Genomic DNA, 14,830 nt, shown 5'->3' on the forward strand with positions numbered 1-14,830 from the left:
TCATACCATCGCTACAGGCGTTAATATCATTGATAAGAGAGCTAAACACTTGCCTTTTCCAGTACGCTGGCTATCCCTTGCTTATGTTAAAAGACATAAGCATTTCATCGAGTATGTCATTTAAGTTGGTGAGCTTTTCTGATGTGATAAAAATGCTCATGTTTGATTCAACCTTGATATCACCGACAGACAAATCTTTTTCAAAGGTATTATCAAGGGCTGTTTGCACTCTTTCTAAAAATGTTCGGGCACTGCGCTCTTCAATATTATGCAGACACAAAATGAACTGTTCTGGGCCAAACCGGCCAAGGATATCGCTGCCTCTCACCACGTGCTGAAGTGTTTTTGCAATTTCTCGAAGCACGTATTCACTTTTTGTTGATCCAATCTTTCGATTTAATTCTCTGAAGTTACTTAAATCAAAAACTGCGATAGCGATGGCTCGGTCATTATCGGGAGCATCAAGTTTATTAATGCGGTTAATAGAAGTTTGCGCATTCAACAGTTCGGTTGTTGGATCTATTGCTTTTCGGGCAAGATGTTTTTTGCGTAAGAAAATGGCGAGGCCAGCTACAAATATGATAAATGCTAAAATAGCAATGAACAGTGTATTTTGGCGCAGTCTTTCAGCTCGCTCTATCTCAAACTCGAGGTCGTAAATTTTATTGTAAAGGTTGGCTGCCCCAAGGATCTTTGCTGAGCTTTGGCTGGATTTAATCTTTTCATTAACCCTTATCGTGTAAGCCTCAAGTGCGGATTTTGCACCCTCTAGGTCGTTTAGTGCGATGAACATTGATAAGTTGAAACTAAGATAATCCAAATTCATCCTAAATTTCTCAGGAATAAGAGAGTCATTTGCTTTCATGTTGCTTAGGTACTCTTCAACACAAGAAAGGTCGTTTTTAAACAAACATATTTCTCTAGAGTGCCAGTTATATAGCGATTGATAGAAAGAATTTGAAACGGCAGACAGAGCCTCTTTAAACTCAGGTAGATGATACGCTAGTTTGTTATAGTCTTGCTGCTTTCGGTAGTAAATTTGCAGTGAGTATTGATATAAAAAGTTGGTATAAGAGTTTCCAATTTCTTGATTCAGCTGCCCTAGCTCAAGTATACGTTGATAGGCTTCTTCTGTTTGGCCGCTCGAGACCAAAGATACAATAGCACTAATTAAAATAGAGACTTTGTTGCTGCCTTGATACACCTGTAAGCCAAGTTCATGTGCCTTTACATACTGCTCAGCTGCCAGTGCGTGTTGCCCTAAACTGCCATAAACAAGGCCGATACTATTGTGAATGTGCGCAAGTTCACCGGGGCTTCCGTTATCTGAATAGCGGTCTAATACGTTGAACATTTTACCGAGACGCTCTGAAACAGAATCTTCATCTGAGCAATACGTGATAATGGCTAATGAGGCGCTGGTGAAGATGTCACTGTGCTTTACAGGAGAGGATAAACTCTTGGCTTGTTCGTAAAACTGACAGCGGGCAGGATGCTCTTTTGAGTCATAAATGAAACCTATTTGATAAATAGCTGAAGCAAACGCGTAAGACTCTTTGTTAATGTTAGGCTGTTCAATACTTTCAAACAGCGTATTTTGAGCATCATCATAGTTTCCTGCACAAATAAGAAATTGTGTTCTTGCAGAGGAGAGGGCGAAGCGCTGTTGAGCCGTTAGCGTTTCTTTAGCTAATGTAGCGTCTAGCTCTGGAAGTAGGCTTGCGTCTGGGCAGTCGTATGAAACAGATCTTACTTTTTCTATTACTGCTCGCACGTCGCCATCTTTAGCAAAAGAAAACCTGCTAAAAAGCAACGCTATAAAAATGAATGAGGTTACACAATATGTCGCGCGCATACGCATATTAATACTTTTCTAATTTTTTAATTATCATAGCCATTAATGATGAGAACTACTACCTCAGTTCAGCATAAGGTCGTTTTTATCCCAGGGTAAAGCAAATGCAAACTAAAAACAGACTGGTTAGTGCAGTGAGGCTTCGCCAAAGCTCACTAAAATACCGACGCCTAACAATGCAAATACAGACCATATAATGGTTGCTCTCGTCGCTTTTTCGCCCAGTATGAATGCAACGCCTAGTGACATTAGTGCGCTGGTGGCAATAAGTGTTTGCACCACAGCGGCCTTTGCATAGGCAAAAGCAAACATTTGTAGGTAAATAGCTGCGGTTGTTCCCAATAGCGTGGCTAATACAAAGGCAGGCCACACTCGCTGGCCTTCATTGATAACGGGCATCCACTTTGTTTTTGTAACAGCGATAAAAGGAACTACGAACACCATTCCGCCAACAAGCCGTAAAAATGCTGCACTTGCCGCATCGACATCACCGCTCCCCAAGATATCTCTGCTAACTACAGCCCCAATAGCCTGACAAAGAGCTGCACCTACGCCAAAGAGGTATCCGCTGGTGGCAAATACATGCGTAGTATTGCGCTTACGTGCTTTAATCACCATGTCCACAGAGAACAGCACAACAGCAACGCCTATCCATTGTTGCCATGTTATCCACTCGCCAATAAAAGCCATGGCAAAAAGCGCTGTAAAAAGCGGCGCAAGGGTTTCAGCCACAAGCACCGCTTGGCTGTCGCCAATACTTTGCAGGGCTTTAAAAAAGCAGGTATCGCCTATTCCTATACCTATAAAGCCACTTACTAAAAGCCATAAAATGGTGGAAGTAGAAAATAATGAGGGCTGTACAAAAGCTAAAACAATGGCGAGCAGCGCTATAGATATAAGGCCTTTCCAAAAATTCATGGTAAGTGGCGAAAAAGCATTGCCAGTACCACTGAACAAACGAGCTGCTATAGCCCAGCAAAGCGCAGTGCCTAAAGCGGCAAATACTCCCATTTATTTTCCTTTTAGTTAAATATTGTTGCGCGAAAAAGAGCAGCAATGCTACTTCAAAGTAAGCCATTACGTAAGTACGATTTCACACATAAGAAGTCTGTTTTTAATCTAAACGTAACTATAAGAGTATGTATATCAATGGCATTATTTGGCGCAGTATAAAATTATAAAAAGAGAAAAATAGTATGAATTTAGAAGGCATAAAGGGCGTAATATTCGACCTAGACGGCACATTGGTGGAATCGAGCTTAGATTTTTCGAGTATGCGTGAAACAATTGGCTGTCCTCAAAATGAAGACATTTTGATGTTTGTTGATGCCATTGAGTGCGAAAAAGCAAAGTCAGACGCGCACAATATTATTTTGCAACATGAAATAGAAGATGCACAAAATGCAAAGTGGCTTAATGTTGGCAGAGCAATGGTTGAAAAAGCTCAACAGCACAAATTACCAATGGCAATTGTTACTCGAAACTGTCGCGAAGCCACTGCAATAAAACTGGCCAATAACGATATTCCCATCGACTACGTATTAACAAGAGAAGATGCGCCAGCAAAGCCAGACCCCACCGCGTTACTAATGGTTGCAAGCACATGGCAATTGCAACCTGAGGACTGCCTTTACGTTGGCGATTTTATTTATGACCAGCAAGCTGCGGAGAATGCAGGAATGCAGTGGTTGTTGGTTTAGATAGTGATTGATTTTCCGTCTGGCGGTGTTGGGTGTTTTGGAAGAATAGTCTGTATAGGTCTCCATAAAGTCGGTTTCGCATCATAACCGCCATATACTTTAGTATAGTCTTCAACAGTTAGCTCTTGCATGATGGTTTTTTGTTCGATATTCATACTATTTCCTTTTTCATAAGTTAGATGCTTTCGTAAAGCAGAGAAAGGGTAATAATCAATTGGTCATATGGATATGCGAAAAAAGACACTCTCTTGCCCTTCTCACTTATTGAGTCTTATTGGCTCAATTTTCATATTTGTTTTACTAACCTACTCAAAAAAAGTTTTAGCCTTCGGTGAAACGTTAGAAGGTCAAACAAAACTTGCGGGAACTACGACGGGAATCATTCGTGATATAGAAGTTGTAGGAGACACTGCATTCATTGCTGCTGAAAATGGGGTGTTTAGATTACTAGGAGGGACAGCCGAGACAGTAATCTATAAAAGCGATAATACGCTATCTGGGACAATATCCGAAGTCGAATTTGATGGAGATAACGGGATATGGATTGCAGAATACGGTGCGGGGGTGTTCTATTTAGATTTACGGTTAAACAAAGCCATAGAAATGTTCCCAAATGCTCGCTGGCCTAAATACGCATGGAAGATATCAGACGCTGGAAAATTTCTAGTGGTAACGCTGATGCAAGGCGTGCTCGTTGTTGATAAACAGACAAGTGAGATTCAGTCATGGGCAAACTCAATCGGAGTTGAAAAGGTAAGTGACGTACTTAGTATTTCACCTGCTCAGAGCGGAGTTGTATATCTAGCATCAAAAAGTGCTCTTTTAAAAGTAGACACTGTTGCTCAAGTAGTTTCTCGTTTTGAATTATCTACAGAGTTTGGCTCTCTTTCATCTATCGATGCTGTAACTATGGAGGGTGATATTGTCTACATTGGAGGAAATGAGGGGATATATGAATGGAATGAAAAAAGCGGTATAAAAACATTTTATCCATTCCATCCCAGTATCAAACTGCGTGATAAAGTGTCTGCGATTTTTGTGACAAAAACGGGTAGGATTCTAGTTGGTGCAGGTGGGCTGTTCGCGCTTGAGAATAAGTTTGTTCAAACTCCTGATTTTTTAGAACCGCTACTCACATCAGAGGGCGTTTTTAGTGTTGTAGCAATTAACGAATTACCAAATGGCACTGTTCTTTTATCGTCGTCACAGTTAGGCCTTATCACACTTACTCGGAGCCAAGAAGCGGTAAATTTTCTCCATACTGAAAATGTTGTACTGAGACGAAATGTTACGCGCAATGGTTACACAAAAAGTGGTGGAGTAATTCTGCTAATTGGAAATGACGAATATACGCTTAGTACTCAAACTGGAAAACTTCTTCTTCAAGACAAGGGCTTTTCAAATACGAATAATTGTGTTGACTTCAGAGTAAAAGCTTACGCTGAAGGCCAGCCTAACCCCAAAGGTTTTTGTGAGTCCTTGATGGGACATATAGTCACAGATGATAGAAGACTTTTCTATATTTATCGTGACGATGGTGAAAATTCATCTTACTTGCTGATGGACGAGTCTGAAATCGGTAACGTAATAGACACTATACCTGCCCCTCATAATATGAAAGAAACTTTCGTAGCCTCCACCGGAGAACTTGTTGGCTATGATAGAAAAAATACTATTCACATCCAACTGTCGAAGTTCAATTGGAAATCAATAACGCCTGATGATGGCGGGTGGAATGGAGTTACCTGTTTGCTTGAGTATATGGATCGCTTTATCGTCTGTACTGCGGGACAAGGAATTCAAGAGGTAAATAAAAAGACAGGAGCGCTCTCGCCTTCTGATATTTTGAAGAGGTTTAATCTTAAGTTTGTCAGAGGTGCAGGCCTCACTAAGGCAGGAAATCTTTGGATCGCTACAAATAAGGGACTATATGTTCACACAAATAGCGGGAGCGAGTGGTTATTAAACGCGTCAGATGGAATTTATGATTCTGACTTCGAATATCAGGGCATCATAGTTCTGAGCGGGAAAATTGTCGTTTTAGGCGACAAGTACTCATACCTTATTGATGAAAACAAAATGCTGAAGTTACTCAGTGAGGTAAGAAGTAAAGAGAGCAAAGTGATTTTTACAAAGACTATATGGAGGTCTTCAGACTCAAATGAGCATAGTCAGTATGAGTTTGGAAACAGCGAAAATTTATTGCTTGATAATGATTTCGAAGAACTAACAGTTGAATTCAGCACCAACAATTTTGTAGAGCACCATACACAGAAGCTGGAATTCAGAATAATGGGGATCAGCGAACAATGGAAAGTACATCCCGAATCAAAAGCTTTCTTATCAATATCTGATATCGATCCTGGCAATTACGCTATCGAGGCAAAAGTAAGTGGTGATAATAATCCCGTAAATAGCATCAGCTTTGAAGTTAAACAGCCAACATACCTACTTTTTCCCGCCTTCGTTTTCTACGCGATTTTAATAATTTTGATCCTCATGTTGTATCGAATAGGAATATTGGGAAAGTTATTCATATCATTCAAAAAAACCTCCCTCTATAAACAACTTACTCGCTACGAAATAACAGACGGCGAATCAAAATTTGAAAAAATGCTCAAAACAAAAGAGGAGCATATTAGCGAGATAACCCATGAACTACGAACGCCTATTCAAATCATTCAGGGTACGCTAGAAAACGTGAGTGATAGCGAAAAAGAGAGCGACAGCGTTCTGAAAAGTGTGCAGTCTAACATGCGGCGGGTCGAGCAATTAATAGAGCAAATGCAAAGTGATAGTCCTCAACTATCCAAGGTTTCTAACTATTACCAGTCTTATGACATTGAAAACATGCGTCACATTGTTATGTCACTTGAGCCTTTAGCAAAAGCAAAACGGCAGAGTTTAGATATACGATCCAGAGGGGACGGTTCGGTCTCGCTCGTGACCGATAGCTTAGAGAAGATTATCATCAACCTAGTTGAAAATGCGATAAAGTACACAGACAAACTCGGTGTAATAAAAGTAACGTTTTTAATAGAGAACAAATCCTTCAAGGTAACGGTGAGTGATAACGGAGTTGGAGTTACAAAAGAGCAGCAGGCTTCAATTTTCGACCGCTTTGTTCGATTTAACAACACTGAAAGCGGAGAAGGATTAGGTTTATCCATCGTAAAAAACTTAGTAGAGCTAAACCAAGGCGAAATTCTTTTAGATAGCAAACAAGGTGGTGGTACTAAAGTTTCCGTGGAGTTTCCCATTGACGATACCGAATACATAAACGCTCAATCAAGTTTTCAAGATACATCTGCATGGCGCGGAACAAAGCAAACGCTGCTAATTGTAGATGACAGCAGAGAGTTTCGAACTTACTTGTTTAATCTACTATCACCGAAATACCGATGCTTAGTGGCTAAAGACGGTAAGCAGGCATTCGAAGTGATGAAAACACACGTTGTTTCTTTGGTAATTTGCGATCAGATGATGGGTAAATCTGACGGCCTGTCTTTAACTAAGAAGATAAGAGAGCACGCGTCTCTATGCACCACGCCAATACTTATGCTAACAGCAAGCTCTGATGCCAGTGTAGAAAAACGTGCTCTTGAAATGAAGGTTGATTACTTTTTAATGAAACCAAGCTCAAACAGAGAAATAGAATTACGAGTAGAGCACCTTCTTTCGTTAAGAGGCGCACGTTTAAAGACAGAAGATCAAAGCGAAGCCAATATATTTAAATATGGCTGCTTAAATATTCCAGAATTTAAAACAGAAAAAGACATGGCCTTCTACCTCTCTTTTATAGCTGTGCTTGAAAATAACTACAAAGACGAAGAGTTTAATCGAGACCAAGCAGCGCAGGCGCTTCTTATCAGCCCGAGAAGTCTTAATCGCAGAATGGCTGAATTATTTGATTATAATTTCAGTGAATTTCTTTCTCGTTACCGAATCGAAAAATCTATCCCTATTCTTTTAGGTGGTAGCAGTATTCTAAATGCGTGTCTTGACGTTGGCTTCGCTACATCAGCGTATTTTTCCACGACATTTAAAAAAATAATGGGGGTACCCCCAAAAATGTATGTTGAGCAAAGCTCTAGTATTACGCCCCAAGAAAAAGCTTAAATATACCTTCGTCTTTCCGCTAGAAAACCAATAAGTATGAAAGATGCAATATAAGCAGTACCTCGATACTGCCAAGGAACAAAAGCGAGCACGTGTTTTAAAAAAGGAGCGCCGTATAAAGTAAGCGCGCCGTAACCAAATGCACATAGCACAATAAATAGGCTGATACGGACAATAAAGTGGTAGGGCGCCAAAAGTCGTTTCACATGGCCATTTATGATATCCCCGTAAACCACTAATATTGTCGCCATAAGCATAATGCTCATCTCCGTGTAGTAAGGGCTTAATGCGCGAGATAGGGAATTTAATAATTCATTCATAAAAACTACTACTGTAAAGGAAGGGGTTAGACGCTCCGCGGCAATTGATAGAATAACGCTGCAGAGCTTATGCGCTTTTTGTTACTGCTGACAACTAGAACGCTATGATACTAATTTAACGATGAGTAAAAAAGTAGGCGCGAATTTCAATCGCGCTAGTTCGCTTTTAACAAGAGTGGTCAGTATGCGTTACGATAAATGTTCTCAATATCTTCTACTGTTAGTTGTTTAGGGTTGTTTCGTAAAAGCCGAGTAACCTTACTCGCATCCTCAGCTAACTGTGGAATAACTTGCTCTGGAATATCGAACTCTCTGAGTGTTCGGGGAATGCCTACATCGCTACATAATTTATCAACGGCATCTAATAGCGTAGCTATCGCCTTTTCCTTTCTAGTATCAGGCGGACAAACTTTCAGTAATAGGGCTACCGAAAAAAGCTTCTCGCTACAAAATGGCGCATTTGCTCGTAGTACATGAGGCAGCATTACAGCATTACTCATACCATGCGACAAATGAAAGCGGCCTCCTAGGGGATAAGCCAACGCGTGCACAGCGCCAACCCCCGCATTGCCGAATGCGAGCCCAGCCATAAGACTGCCAGTTGCCATTTGTTCTCTAGCGACAAGGTTTTCTCCATTTCTATAGGCGTGTGGCAATGCATTAAATATCAAGGTCATCGCTTTTTCTGCTAATGCATCAGTAATAGGGCTGGCGTTAACTGATATAAATGCTTCTAGTGCATGAACAAATGCATCTACACCGCTGGCGGCTGTAATTGCTTTGGGACACGAAAGTGTCATTTCAGGTGCAACTATTGCAACATCGGGTAACAAACAATGGCTAACTATGCCTTTTTTCACCTGTTCGATTGGGTCAGACAGAATGGCAATATTGGTAACTTCAGACCCCGTACCTGCGGTAGTTGGAAGCACAATAAGAGGAATATTTCTTTCTTTGATAAGGTTCTCACCAAACAAGTCACGAATACTCCCGCTATAGTCATAAGTAGCGGCAAGCACTTTTGCTGCATCAATAGCACTTCCACCTCCTAATGCTACAACTCCATTAACTTTTGATTTTTTAAGTAGCCGTACTTTTTCTTCAATTACATTTACTTCAGGCTCAGGGGGGATATCGTCAATTACAATAGAAGGTTCAATGGGTAACTTAGTGAGCAGCTGTTCAAAAAGGCCGGCCTGCGATACACCCTTATCTGTAATTATCGCAAGGGAAGTCATTTCAAGACGATTCACTTCGTCGGCAAGAGCGTTTATTGCGCCTGGGCCTGTAATAAGCTTTCCGGCTGTTTTGAATTCAGAAATCTTCATAGCTTGTCGTGCACCCTTTAGAAATAGTTTTCTATGTAATTTATAGAAGATAGGCGTATATACAAATTAGTTGCGTTTATTGGTTTCGACAACCTATATGAATTGCAAAATGCGGGACAATACCTTTCTGTATTGCGGCAAAGAGGGAAATAGAATGCGTTGCATACGCGTGTTTGTATTTTTAAACGCCAGATCGTTCAATCAGCAATCAAAAAAGCAATAAATGACACTTTTTTTAAAATACTTGTTGACGTGAGCGCTCAGATCCCTAAAATGCGCATCCGCTTCGGGGGAAAAGCCAAACGGCAGACACCGCGAAGTTGGCTAACATCCGCTTGCTACCTTTATGACCGGATTGCGCACCACGCTTACGGCCTGTCGGCTTTTTAGCTGGCGCAGAAGAGGACGCCCCCGGCCCATTTTACCGTAATTCACCCGAGCAATTAGCTTTGTTACCCATAGTCACGCCTAACGGACAAAGGATCTCACTGGCAGACGTGGCCAATGTTTTTATTGAGGACGGACCTCCCGCGATCAAAAGTGAAAATGCCCGCTTAAACGGCTGGACGTTTATCGATATCGAAGGGGTTGATGTCGGCACCTACGTCGAGAAGGCCAAAGTAATCGTGGCCGCCGAATTGCAGTTGCCGGCGGGTTACTCCATCAGTTGGGCCGGGCAATATGAGTATATGGAGCGCGCCAAGGCCAAGCTGAGTTATGTGGTGCCATTGACTCTGGGAATCATCCTCATTCTGCTCTACATGAATTTCCGCCGTTTTGCCGAAGTGGCCATTATCATGGGGACCCTGCCATTCTCCCTGGTGGGAGCGATCTGGCTGATGTATCTGCTCGACTTCAACTTTTCGGTAGCGGCCGGGGTCGGCTTTATCGCCCTGGCGGGTGTTGCCACCGAGCTCAGCGTCATCATGTTGGTCTTTCTGGAAATAACCTATCAGCAAATGCGAAAACGAGTGGCCGCGGCCGGCCGCGCCATCACCAGGGGCGATCTTATTGAATCCATCCTCGAAGGCGGCGCCCTCAGAGTCAGACCAAAAGCCATGACCGCAGCGGCGATTATCGCCGGTCTGCTACCGATCATGTACGGCAGCGGCACCGGCTCCGAAGTCATGAGCCGGATAGCCGCGCCGATGGTCGGTGGTATGGTGAGCGCGGTGATCCTGACTTTGTTGGTAGTGCCAGCGGTGTATTACCTATGGCGCACCCGTTCGCTGAAAGCATAATATTGCCAAACTAAATGGGGCAGACTTGTCTGCCCCTGCCGGAGCTCTGTGGTATAAACCAATAAAGCACCAAAAGCACAAATAGGTTAACGCTATTTGGTTGATCTGAATCAAACAAAACTCCCCAACATTACAGTCTTGTCATGCTGGTGTCATCCATCCGTAATCATCACCCCATGATAATAATCAAAGAAGCTTAATAAAACACACCTTAGGCGACAACTAGCTTGACAGCTACCGGTGTAGAAGTTGGGCAAATCAACGATAGGGGAAAACCATGAACATGAAGAAGTCAAAACTCAAATGCTGCCTTCTGGCTTTAAGTGTTACAGCGGCAATAGTTCCTGCCGCTGTTTACGCAGACAATCAGACCGACAATCTCAGGCAGCAAGTCGACGATCTTCAAAATCAAGTTGATCGCTTGGAAAACACGGCAGCGGAACGTAATACAGATTCGTCATTTCATATGGCAGGTTATGGATCGGTCGAGTACGCCGACCCGGATTCAGGCAACGCCGCTTTTAACAAGGTATTGGTCGCCCCCATCATCCACTACAATTACCAAGACTGGCTAATGTTCGAAACAGAATTTGAGCTGTCGAACACAGCTGATGGGGACACTGAGCTAGCGTTGGAATATGCCTCTATCAACCTGTTCCTGAATGACTATGTAGCGCTTGGTGCGGGAAAATTTTTAAGTCCCATAGGTCAATTCCGGCAGAATTTGCACCCTAGCTGGATCAATAAGGCTGTCTCGGCACCCGCTGGTTTCGGGCATGGCGGAGCTGCGCCCCTAACTGAGACCGGCTTGCAATTGCGCGGCGGGTTTCCACTCGGCGAGATGCGCGCCAATTATGCTGTTTATGTTGGTAACGGGCCCACCCTGGCCGCCGCAGTAGAGGGACAAGGAGGGGATTACGAATTGGCCATCGAGGAGGTGGAGACCGAAGCCCGTACCAGTGACCCTGACGGGAAGAAGTCATTTGGTGGCCGCCTTGGGCTACTGCCGTTTCCCGGTTTGGAAATAGGGATTTCCGCCGCCAAAAGTAAAGCCACCGTAACGGCGGCTTCTGCTGGTGGACACGATGGGCCTGAGCTCGATATTGAATCCACAGGCGAATTTGATTATGACGTCATCGGTGCTGATTTTCGCTATGGCTGGAACAACCTGGAGCTCAGAGGGGAATACCTCAAAACCGAGATTGGCGAAGGTAGTTCCGGAGTCGAATTTCACAGCGATGATCTTCCAGCAGATTATGCAGGCCCCGCGGAGTTTGACGATGTTGAGGTAGGTCAATGGAAAGCCTGGTATCTGCAGGCAGCCTATAAAATCCCCTCGACATCATTTGAAGTCGTCGTTCGCACCAGTGAATTACAGACGCCTCACTCTGGGGAAAACTATTCTCAGCGCACGCTGGGGTTGAATTACCTTTTTGCACCCCATGTTATCGCCAAACTCAATTATGAGATGAAAGACTACGACTCATCAGGCGCAGATGATGAAGACACTGTGCGAGTGCAACTGGCTTACGGTTTTTAGGGGAGAATTGACATGAAAATCAGCAAATTTATTACTAGCAAACTTTTCGGTGTAAGTATTACGGCTTTGTTACTGTCTGCAACCTTCCTCACACCGGCTCTGGCCGAAGCAAAAGGCGATGCAGCAAAGGGTGCTCAGAAATGGGCGAATAACTGCGCCCGTTGTCATAACATGCGCGATCCGAAGGAGTTGTCAGATGATTACTGGGAAACCACTGTCAATCACATGCGTATCCGCGCCGGTCTGTGGGGTCAGGATACGCGAGATATTCTTGCTTTCCTGCAGGCATCAAACACACCAGCCAAAAAGGTAACAGTAAAGTCTGTATCGGTAGATCTGGCCAACTCCGGTCTATCCGGTGAGGCAGTCTACAAAAGCACCTGTATCGCATGCCATGGCGGCGACGGCAAGGGTGCCTTTCCTGGCACTCCGGACTTCACCAAGTCGAAAGGCCCATTGAGCAAAAATGATGCAGAGTTACTGAGCAACATGATCAATGGATTTCAGAGTCCAGGCTCGCCCATGGCCATGCCACCGCGGGGCGGCAATGTCAGTCTGACCGACGCCGACCTGAAAGCCGTACTTGGTTATATGCGAACCACCTTCGAGAAATAGGGCTTTATCTGTGGGCAGAGTGCTCGGTGTCAGCCGGGCACTCTGCACATTACCGGCTAGCAATGCCGGCGAGTATGGTCAGGTAGCCAATACAAGTGGGTTTTCCTTACATGCTGGCGTGTTCGCCAATGCCGATGAGCCAGAGAAGTTAGAAAGACTTTGCCGTTATATCAGCCGACCAGCCATTAGTGAGCAACGTTTAAGCATAACCGACCAGGGAAAAGTGCGTTATGAATTGAAGACCCCCTATCGAGATGGCACCACACACGTATTTTTTTACCCAATTGATTTTATTGGCAAACTAGCCGTGCTCATCCCACCACCAAGGCTTAACCTTACCCGATTTTTCGGGGTATTCGCCCCTAACAGCAACCTTCGCGCGCCCAAGTGACGGCTTCACAACGGGGGAAAAATAGTCCTAAACTAAACAATCAAGAAGATAGCCAAACTGATAGGCCATACCATGCCAGAGGGATGACGTGGGCACAAAGGCACAAAATACTGAAGCATTTAGATAAAAAGTACCCAACGTCTGCGCAACCAACACAGTTGCCACCTTTGCGTGCACCACCTAAAGAACAATACGCAAACGATTTTACTATTCAACGTGACTTCAACTTTGGGGCATAGACTACCTTTATTGCAAGCGTCAAAGAAACACACTATTACATGGTGAGAGCAATGGCGTCCTGATCACCCAATTCCTGTACCAAAAGCCTATCTTCATATGACATTTCAAACTAACACGTCATAAAAACTTACACAATCCGACATTTTCATCAACCAATCTAGTCACAAAGACAGCTGCCACTGAGGGTAGTAAATAGCTTTTATTTTCCTTATACTCCTAATATCTGGCCTACTCCCGTGGATTGTGAGGCAGCAGCGCCTTCATAGATGGTGGTCCCCGTTGGAACACGCATGCTCACAACTTTACTCGCGGAATTTCCCCATTGAGGTGCAAGTGCAGAATCGAGCTGAGATTGGAGAGGTCCACTTGGTTTAGTGCGAGTCCAATAAGATCCAATCTTTCCAGCGTTTCCACCATATACTCTGTATAGCGTCGTCGCTTCACTTAGAGTATTAGCTGTATAAGATCCGCCTCTGAACGTCGCAGCGACAGCATCATCGAGAGGACCAGGGTTCAATGGACCATGGCGTACCCCCTTTGTAACAACAAACTAGTTAGAGAGCGCAAATTTCTCCAAATAGTCAAAGAGGTTGCTATGTGTTGAATCTTGCCATGTTTCTACCTCGTGATCATAGAAGTATATTTTTGAATCACAAACACCATTAACAACCTTAAACCCATAAAAATCGCCCGATCCGTTTTCCGATATCAGCACGTAACCATTACGAATTGCATCATACTTATAATTAAGATCAACCAAATTCCAGTCGCTTCTCTCTTCTAAAGAAAACACGTTGGAAAATGAAAAGTATCCTCCACCGTACTCAAAGATAAAATTTATATAGTCGGCAGGAAGCTCGGCACCAAGCTTCCCTTCAGCTTCAGTTACAGCTGCTTCATCGGGAATTTCATCCGACTCCATTCCAAACCAAACTGGGTGGTCATTTTTTGTTTTCTCTACCAACTCTTTAAAAGCATCGAAATCCATTGTTTAACCCTTTAATCATAAATCCAGTTTGGCAACGCATCGTCAGCCCCTTGCTCTCTAGCGCGATACCATCAATGCAGTTTTCTATCCGCGTCCCTCATTTCAGGAGTTACTCCCTGGTTGAACTTATTGGGATGTAGAGACTTATTGCCACGATGTAATTCTGGGAGTATCTCGTGAATCGCCGACCCCGGCATTTGATCTGCGTGATGCAAGTCTGGCTTACCTAAACCTTTAGGCGGATGACCAAGCAAAGCAGCCTTCATATCGTTGACAGACCAATCACCATCGATTCTTACAGGAGGGTCATTGGGTCCATACTTTGTAACAGGTAACACAGACCCTGTAAAGTCTGGAGCTCCTGGCTGACCGGTTGATTGGACTACTTTTTTGCCAGTCTTAGCTGCGAATGCACCCCAACCAGCAACAGGTATCATGGCTGCTGCTGACATGGCGGCATCACCATATTTTCCTCTTATTAGGTATATACCAG

Annotated in this window: 12 protein-coding genes and 3 pseudogenes; 6 read left to right on the forward strand and 9 right to left on the reverse strand. The window is 43.7% G+C overall.

Going from position 1 to position 14,830, the window contains the following annotated elements; all coding sequences use genetic code 11:
• Positions 1 to 70 precede the first annotated feature (70 nt).
• The gene (locus BM528_RS01305) at positions 71 to 1,774 is read right to left on the reverse strand and encodes a GGDEF domain-containing protein (protein WP_332249003.1); all 1,704 of its coding nucleotides are present in this window, start codon (positions 1,772 to 1,774) and stop codon (positions 71 to 73) included.
• A gap of 207 nt (positions 1,775 to 1,981) precedes the next feature.
• Complete coding sequence (locus tag BM528_RS01310; RefSeq protein ID WP_071978348.1) at positions 1,982 to 2,866, reverse strand: DMT family transporter; 885 nt, start codon at positions 2,864 to 2,866, stop codon at positions 1,982 to 1,984.
• A gap of 185 nt (positions 2,867 to 3,051) precedes the next feature.
• On the opposite strand from BM528_RS01310, the gene BM528_RS01315 reads away from it, so the two are divergent.
• A complete protein-coding gene (locus BM528_RS01315) occupies positions 3,052 to 3,555 on the forward strand; it encodes an HAD family hydrolase (protein WP_071978349.1) in 504 nt (167 codons plus the stop codon).
• Here BM528_RS01315 and BM528_RS18420 read toward each other — a convergent pair.
• A complete protein-coding gene (locus BM528_RS18420; protein ID WP_156844018.1) occupies positions 3,552 to 3,710 on the reverse strand; it encodes a hypothetical protein in 159 nt (52 codons plus the stop codon). The two genes, BM528_RS01315 and BM528_RS18420, sit on opposite strands and share 4 nt — an antisense overlap.
• Positions 3,711 to 3,783: 73 nt before the next feature.
• Between BM528_RS18420 and BM528_RS01320 the strand changes: the two genes are divergently transcribed.
• A complete protein-coding gene (locus BM528_RS01320; RefSeq protein ID WP_071981093.1) occupies positions 3,784 to 7,674 on the forward strand; it encodes a hybrid sensor histidine kinase/response regulator transcription factor in 3,891 nt (1,296 codons plus the stop codon).
• On the opposite strand, the gene BM528_RS01325 is transcribed toward BM528_RS01320, so the two are convergent.
• The 3 genes and pseudogenes from BM528_RS01325 to BM528_RS19000 all read right to left on the reverse strand — a co-directional run.
• A complete protein-coding gene (locus BM528_RS01325) occupies positions 7,671 to 7,994 on the reverse strand; it encodes a DUF3392 domain-containing protein (protein ID WP_071978350.1) in 324 nt (107 codons plus the stop codon). The two genes, BM528_RS01320 and BM528_RS01325, sit on opposite strands and share 4 nt — an antisense overlap.
• A gap of 179 nt (positions 7,995 to 8,173) precedes the next feature.
• The gene (locus tag BM528_RS01330; protein WP_071978351.1) at positions 8,174 to 9,322 is read right to left on the reverse strand and encodes an iron-containing alcohol dehydrogenase; all 1,149 of its coding nucleotides are present in this window, start codon (positions 9,320 to 9,322) and stop codon (positions 8,174 to 8,176) included.
• 274 nt (positions 9,323 to 9,596) lie between these two features.
• Positions 9,597 to 9,743: pseudogene (locus tag BM528_RS19000) on the reverse strand (IS66 family transposase); the annotation flags it as partial.
• A gap of 1 nt (position 9,744) precedes the next feature.
• Between BM528_RS19000 and BM528_RS01335 the strand changes: the two are divergent.
• From BM528_RS01335 to BM528_RS18320, 4 genes and pseudogenes are all read left to right on the forward strand, one after another.
• A pseudogene (locus BM528_RS01335) lies at positions 9,745 to 10,563 on the forward strand (efflux RND transporter permease subunit); the annotation flags it as partial.
• Between the two features lie 277 nt (positions 10,564 to 10,840).
• Positions 10,841 to 12,103, forward strand: coding sequence for a hypothetical protein (locus BM528_RS01340; protein ID WP_083595165.1), 1,263 nt, complete (start codon positions 10,841 to 10,843; stop codon positions 12,101 to 12,103).
• 12 nt (positions 12,104 to 12,115) lie between these two features.
• A complete protein-coding gene (locus BM528_RS01345; protein WP_071978352.1) occupies positions 12,116 to 12,718 on the forward strand; it encodes a cytochrome c5 family protein in 603 nt (200 codons plus the stop codon).
• A 94-nt stretch (positions 12,719 to 12,812) separates the two neighbouring features.
• A pseudogene (locus BM528_RS18320) lies at positions 12,813 to 13,348 on the forward strand (transposase); the annotation flags it as partial.
• 209 nt (positions 13,349 to 13,557) lie between these two features.
• Here BM528_RS18320 and BM528_RS01355 read toward each other — a convergent pair.
• The 3 genes from BM528_RS01355 to BM528_RS01365 all read right to left on the reverse strand — a co-directional run bounded on the left by BM528_RS01355 (position 13,558) and on the right by BM528_RS01365 (position 14,774).
• On the reverse strand, positions 13,558 to 13,866 hold the full coding sequence (locus BM528_RS01355) for a hypothetical protein (protein WP_071978353.1): 309 nt from the start codon (positions 13,864 to 13,866) through the stop codon (positions 13,558 to 13,560).
• Positions 13,867 to 13,899: 33 nt separating this feature from the next.
• Entirely contained in the window at positions 13,900 to 14,337 is a 438-nt protein-coding gene (locus tag BM528_RS01360; protein WP_071978354.1) for an SMI1/KNR4 family protein, read from the reverse strand.
• A 71-nt stretch (positions 14,338 to 14,408) separates the two neighbouring features.
• The gene (locus tag BM528_RS01365; RefSeq protein ID WP_198033586.1) at positions 14,409 to 14,774 is read right to left on the reverse strand and encodes a hypothetical protein; all 366 of its coding nucleotides are present in this window, start codon (positions 14,772 to 14,774) and stop codon (positions 14,409 to 14,411) included.
• Between the last annotated feature and the right edge of the window lie 56 nt (positions 14,775 to 14,830).

The sequence above is a fragment of the Alteromonas sp. RW2A1 genome (assembly GCF_001886475.1).
In the GTDB taxonomy this organism is placed as follows: Bacteria; Pseudomonadota; Gammaproteobacteria; order Enterobacterales; family Alteromonadaceae; genus Alteromonas; species Alteromonas hispanica.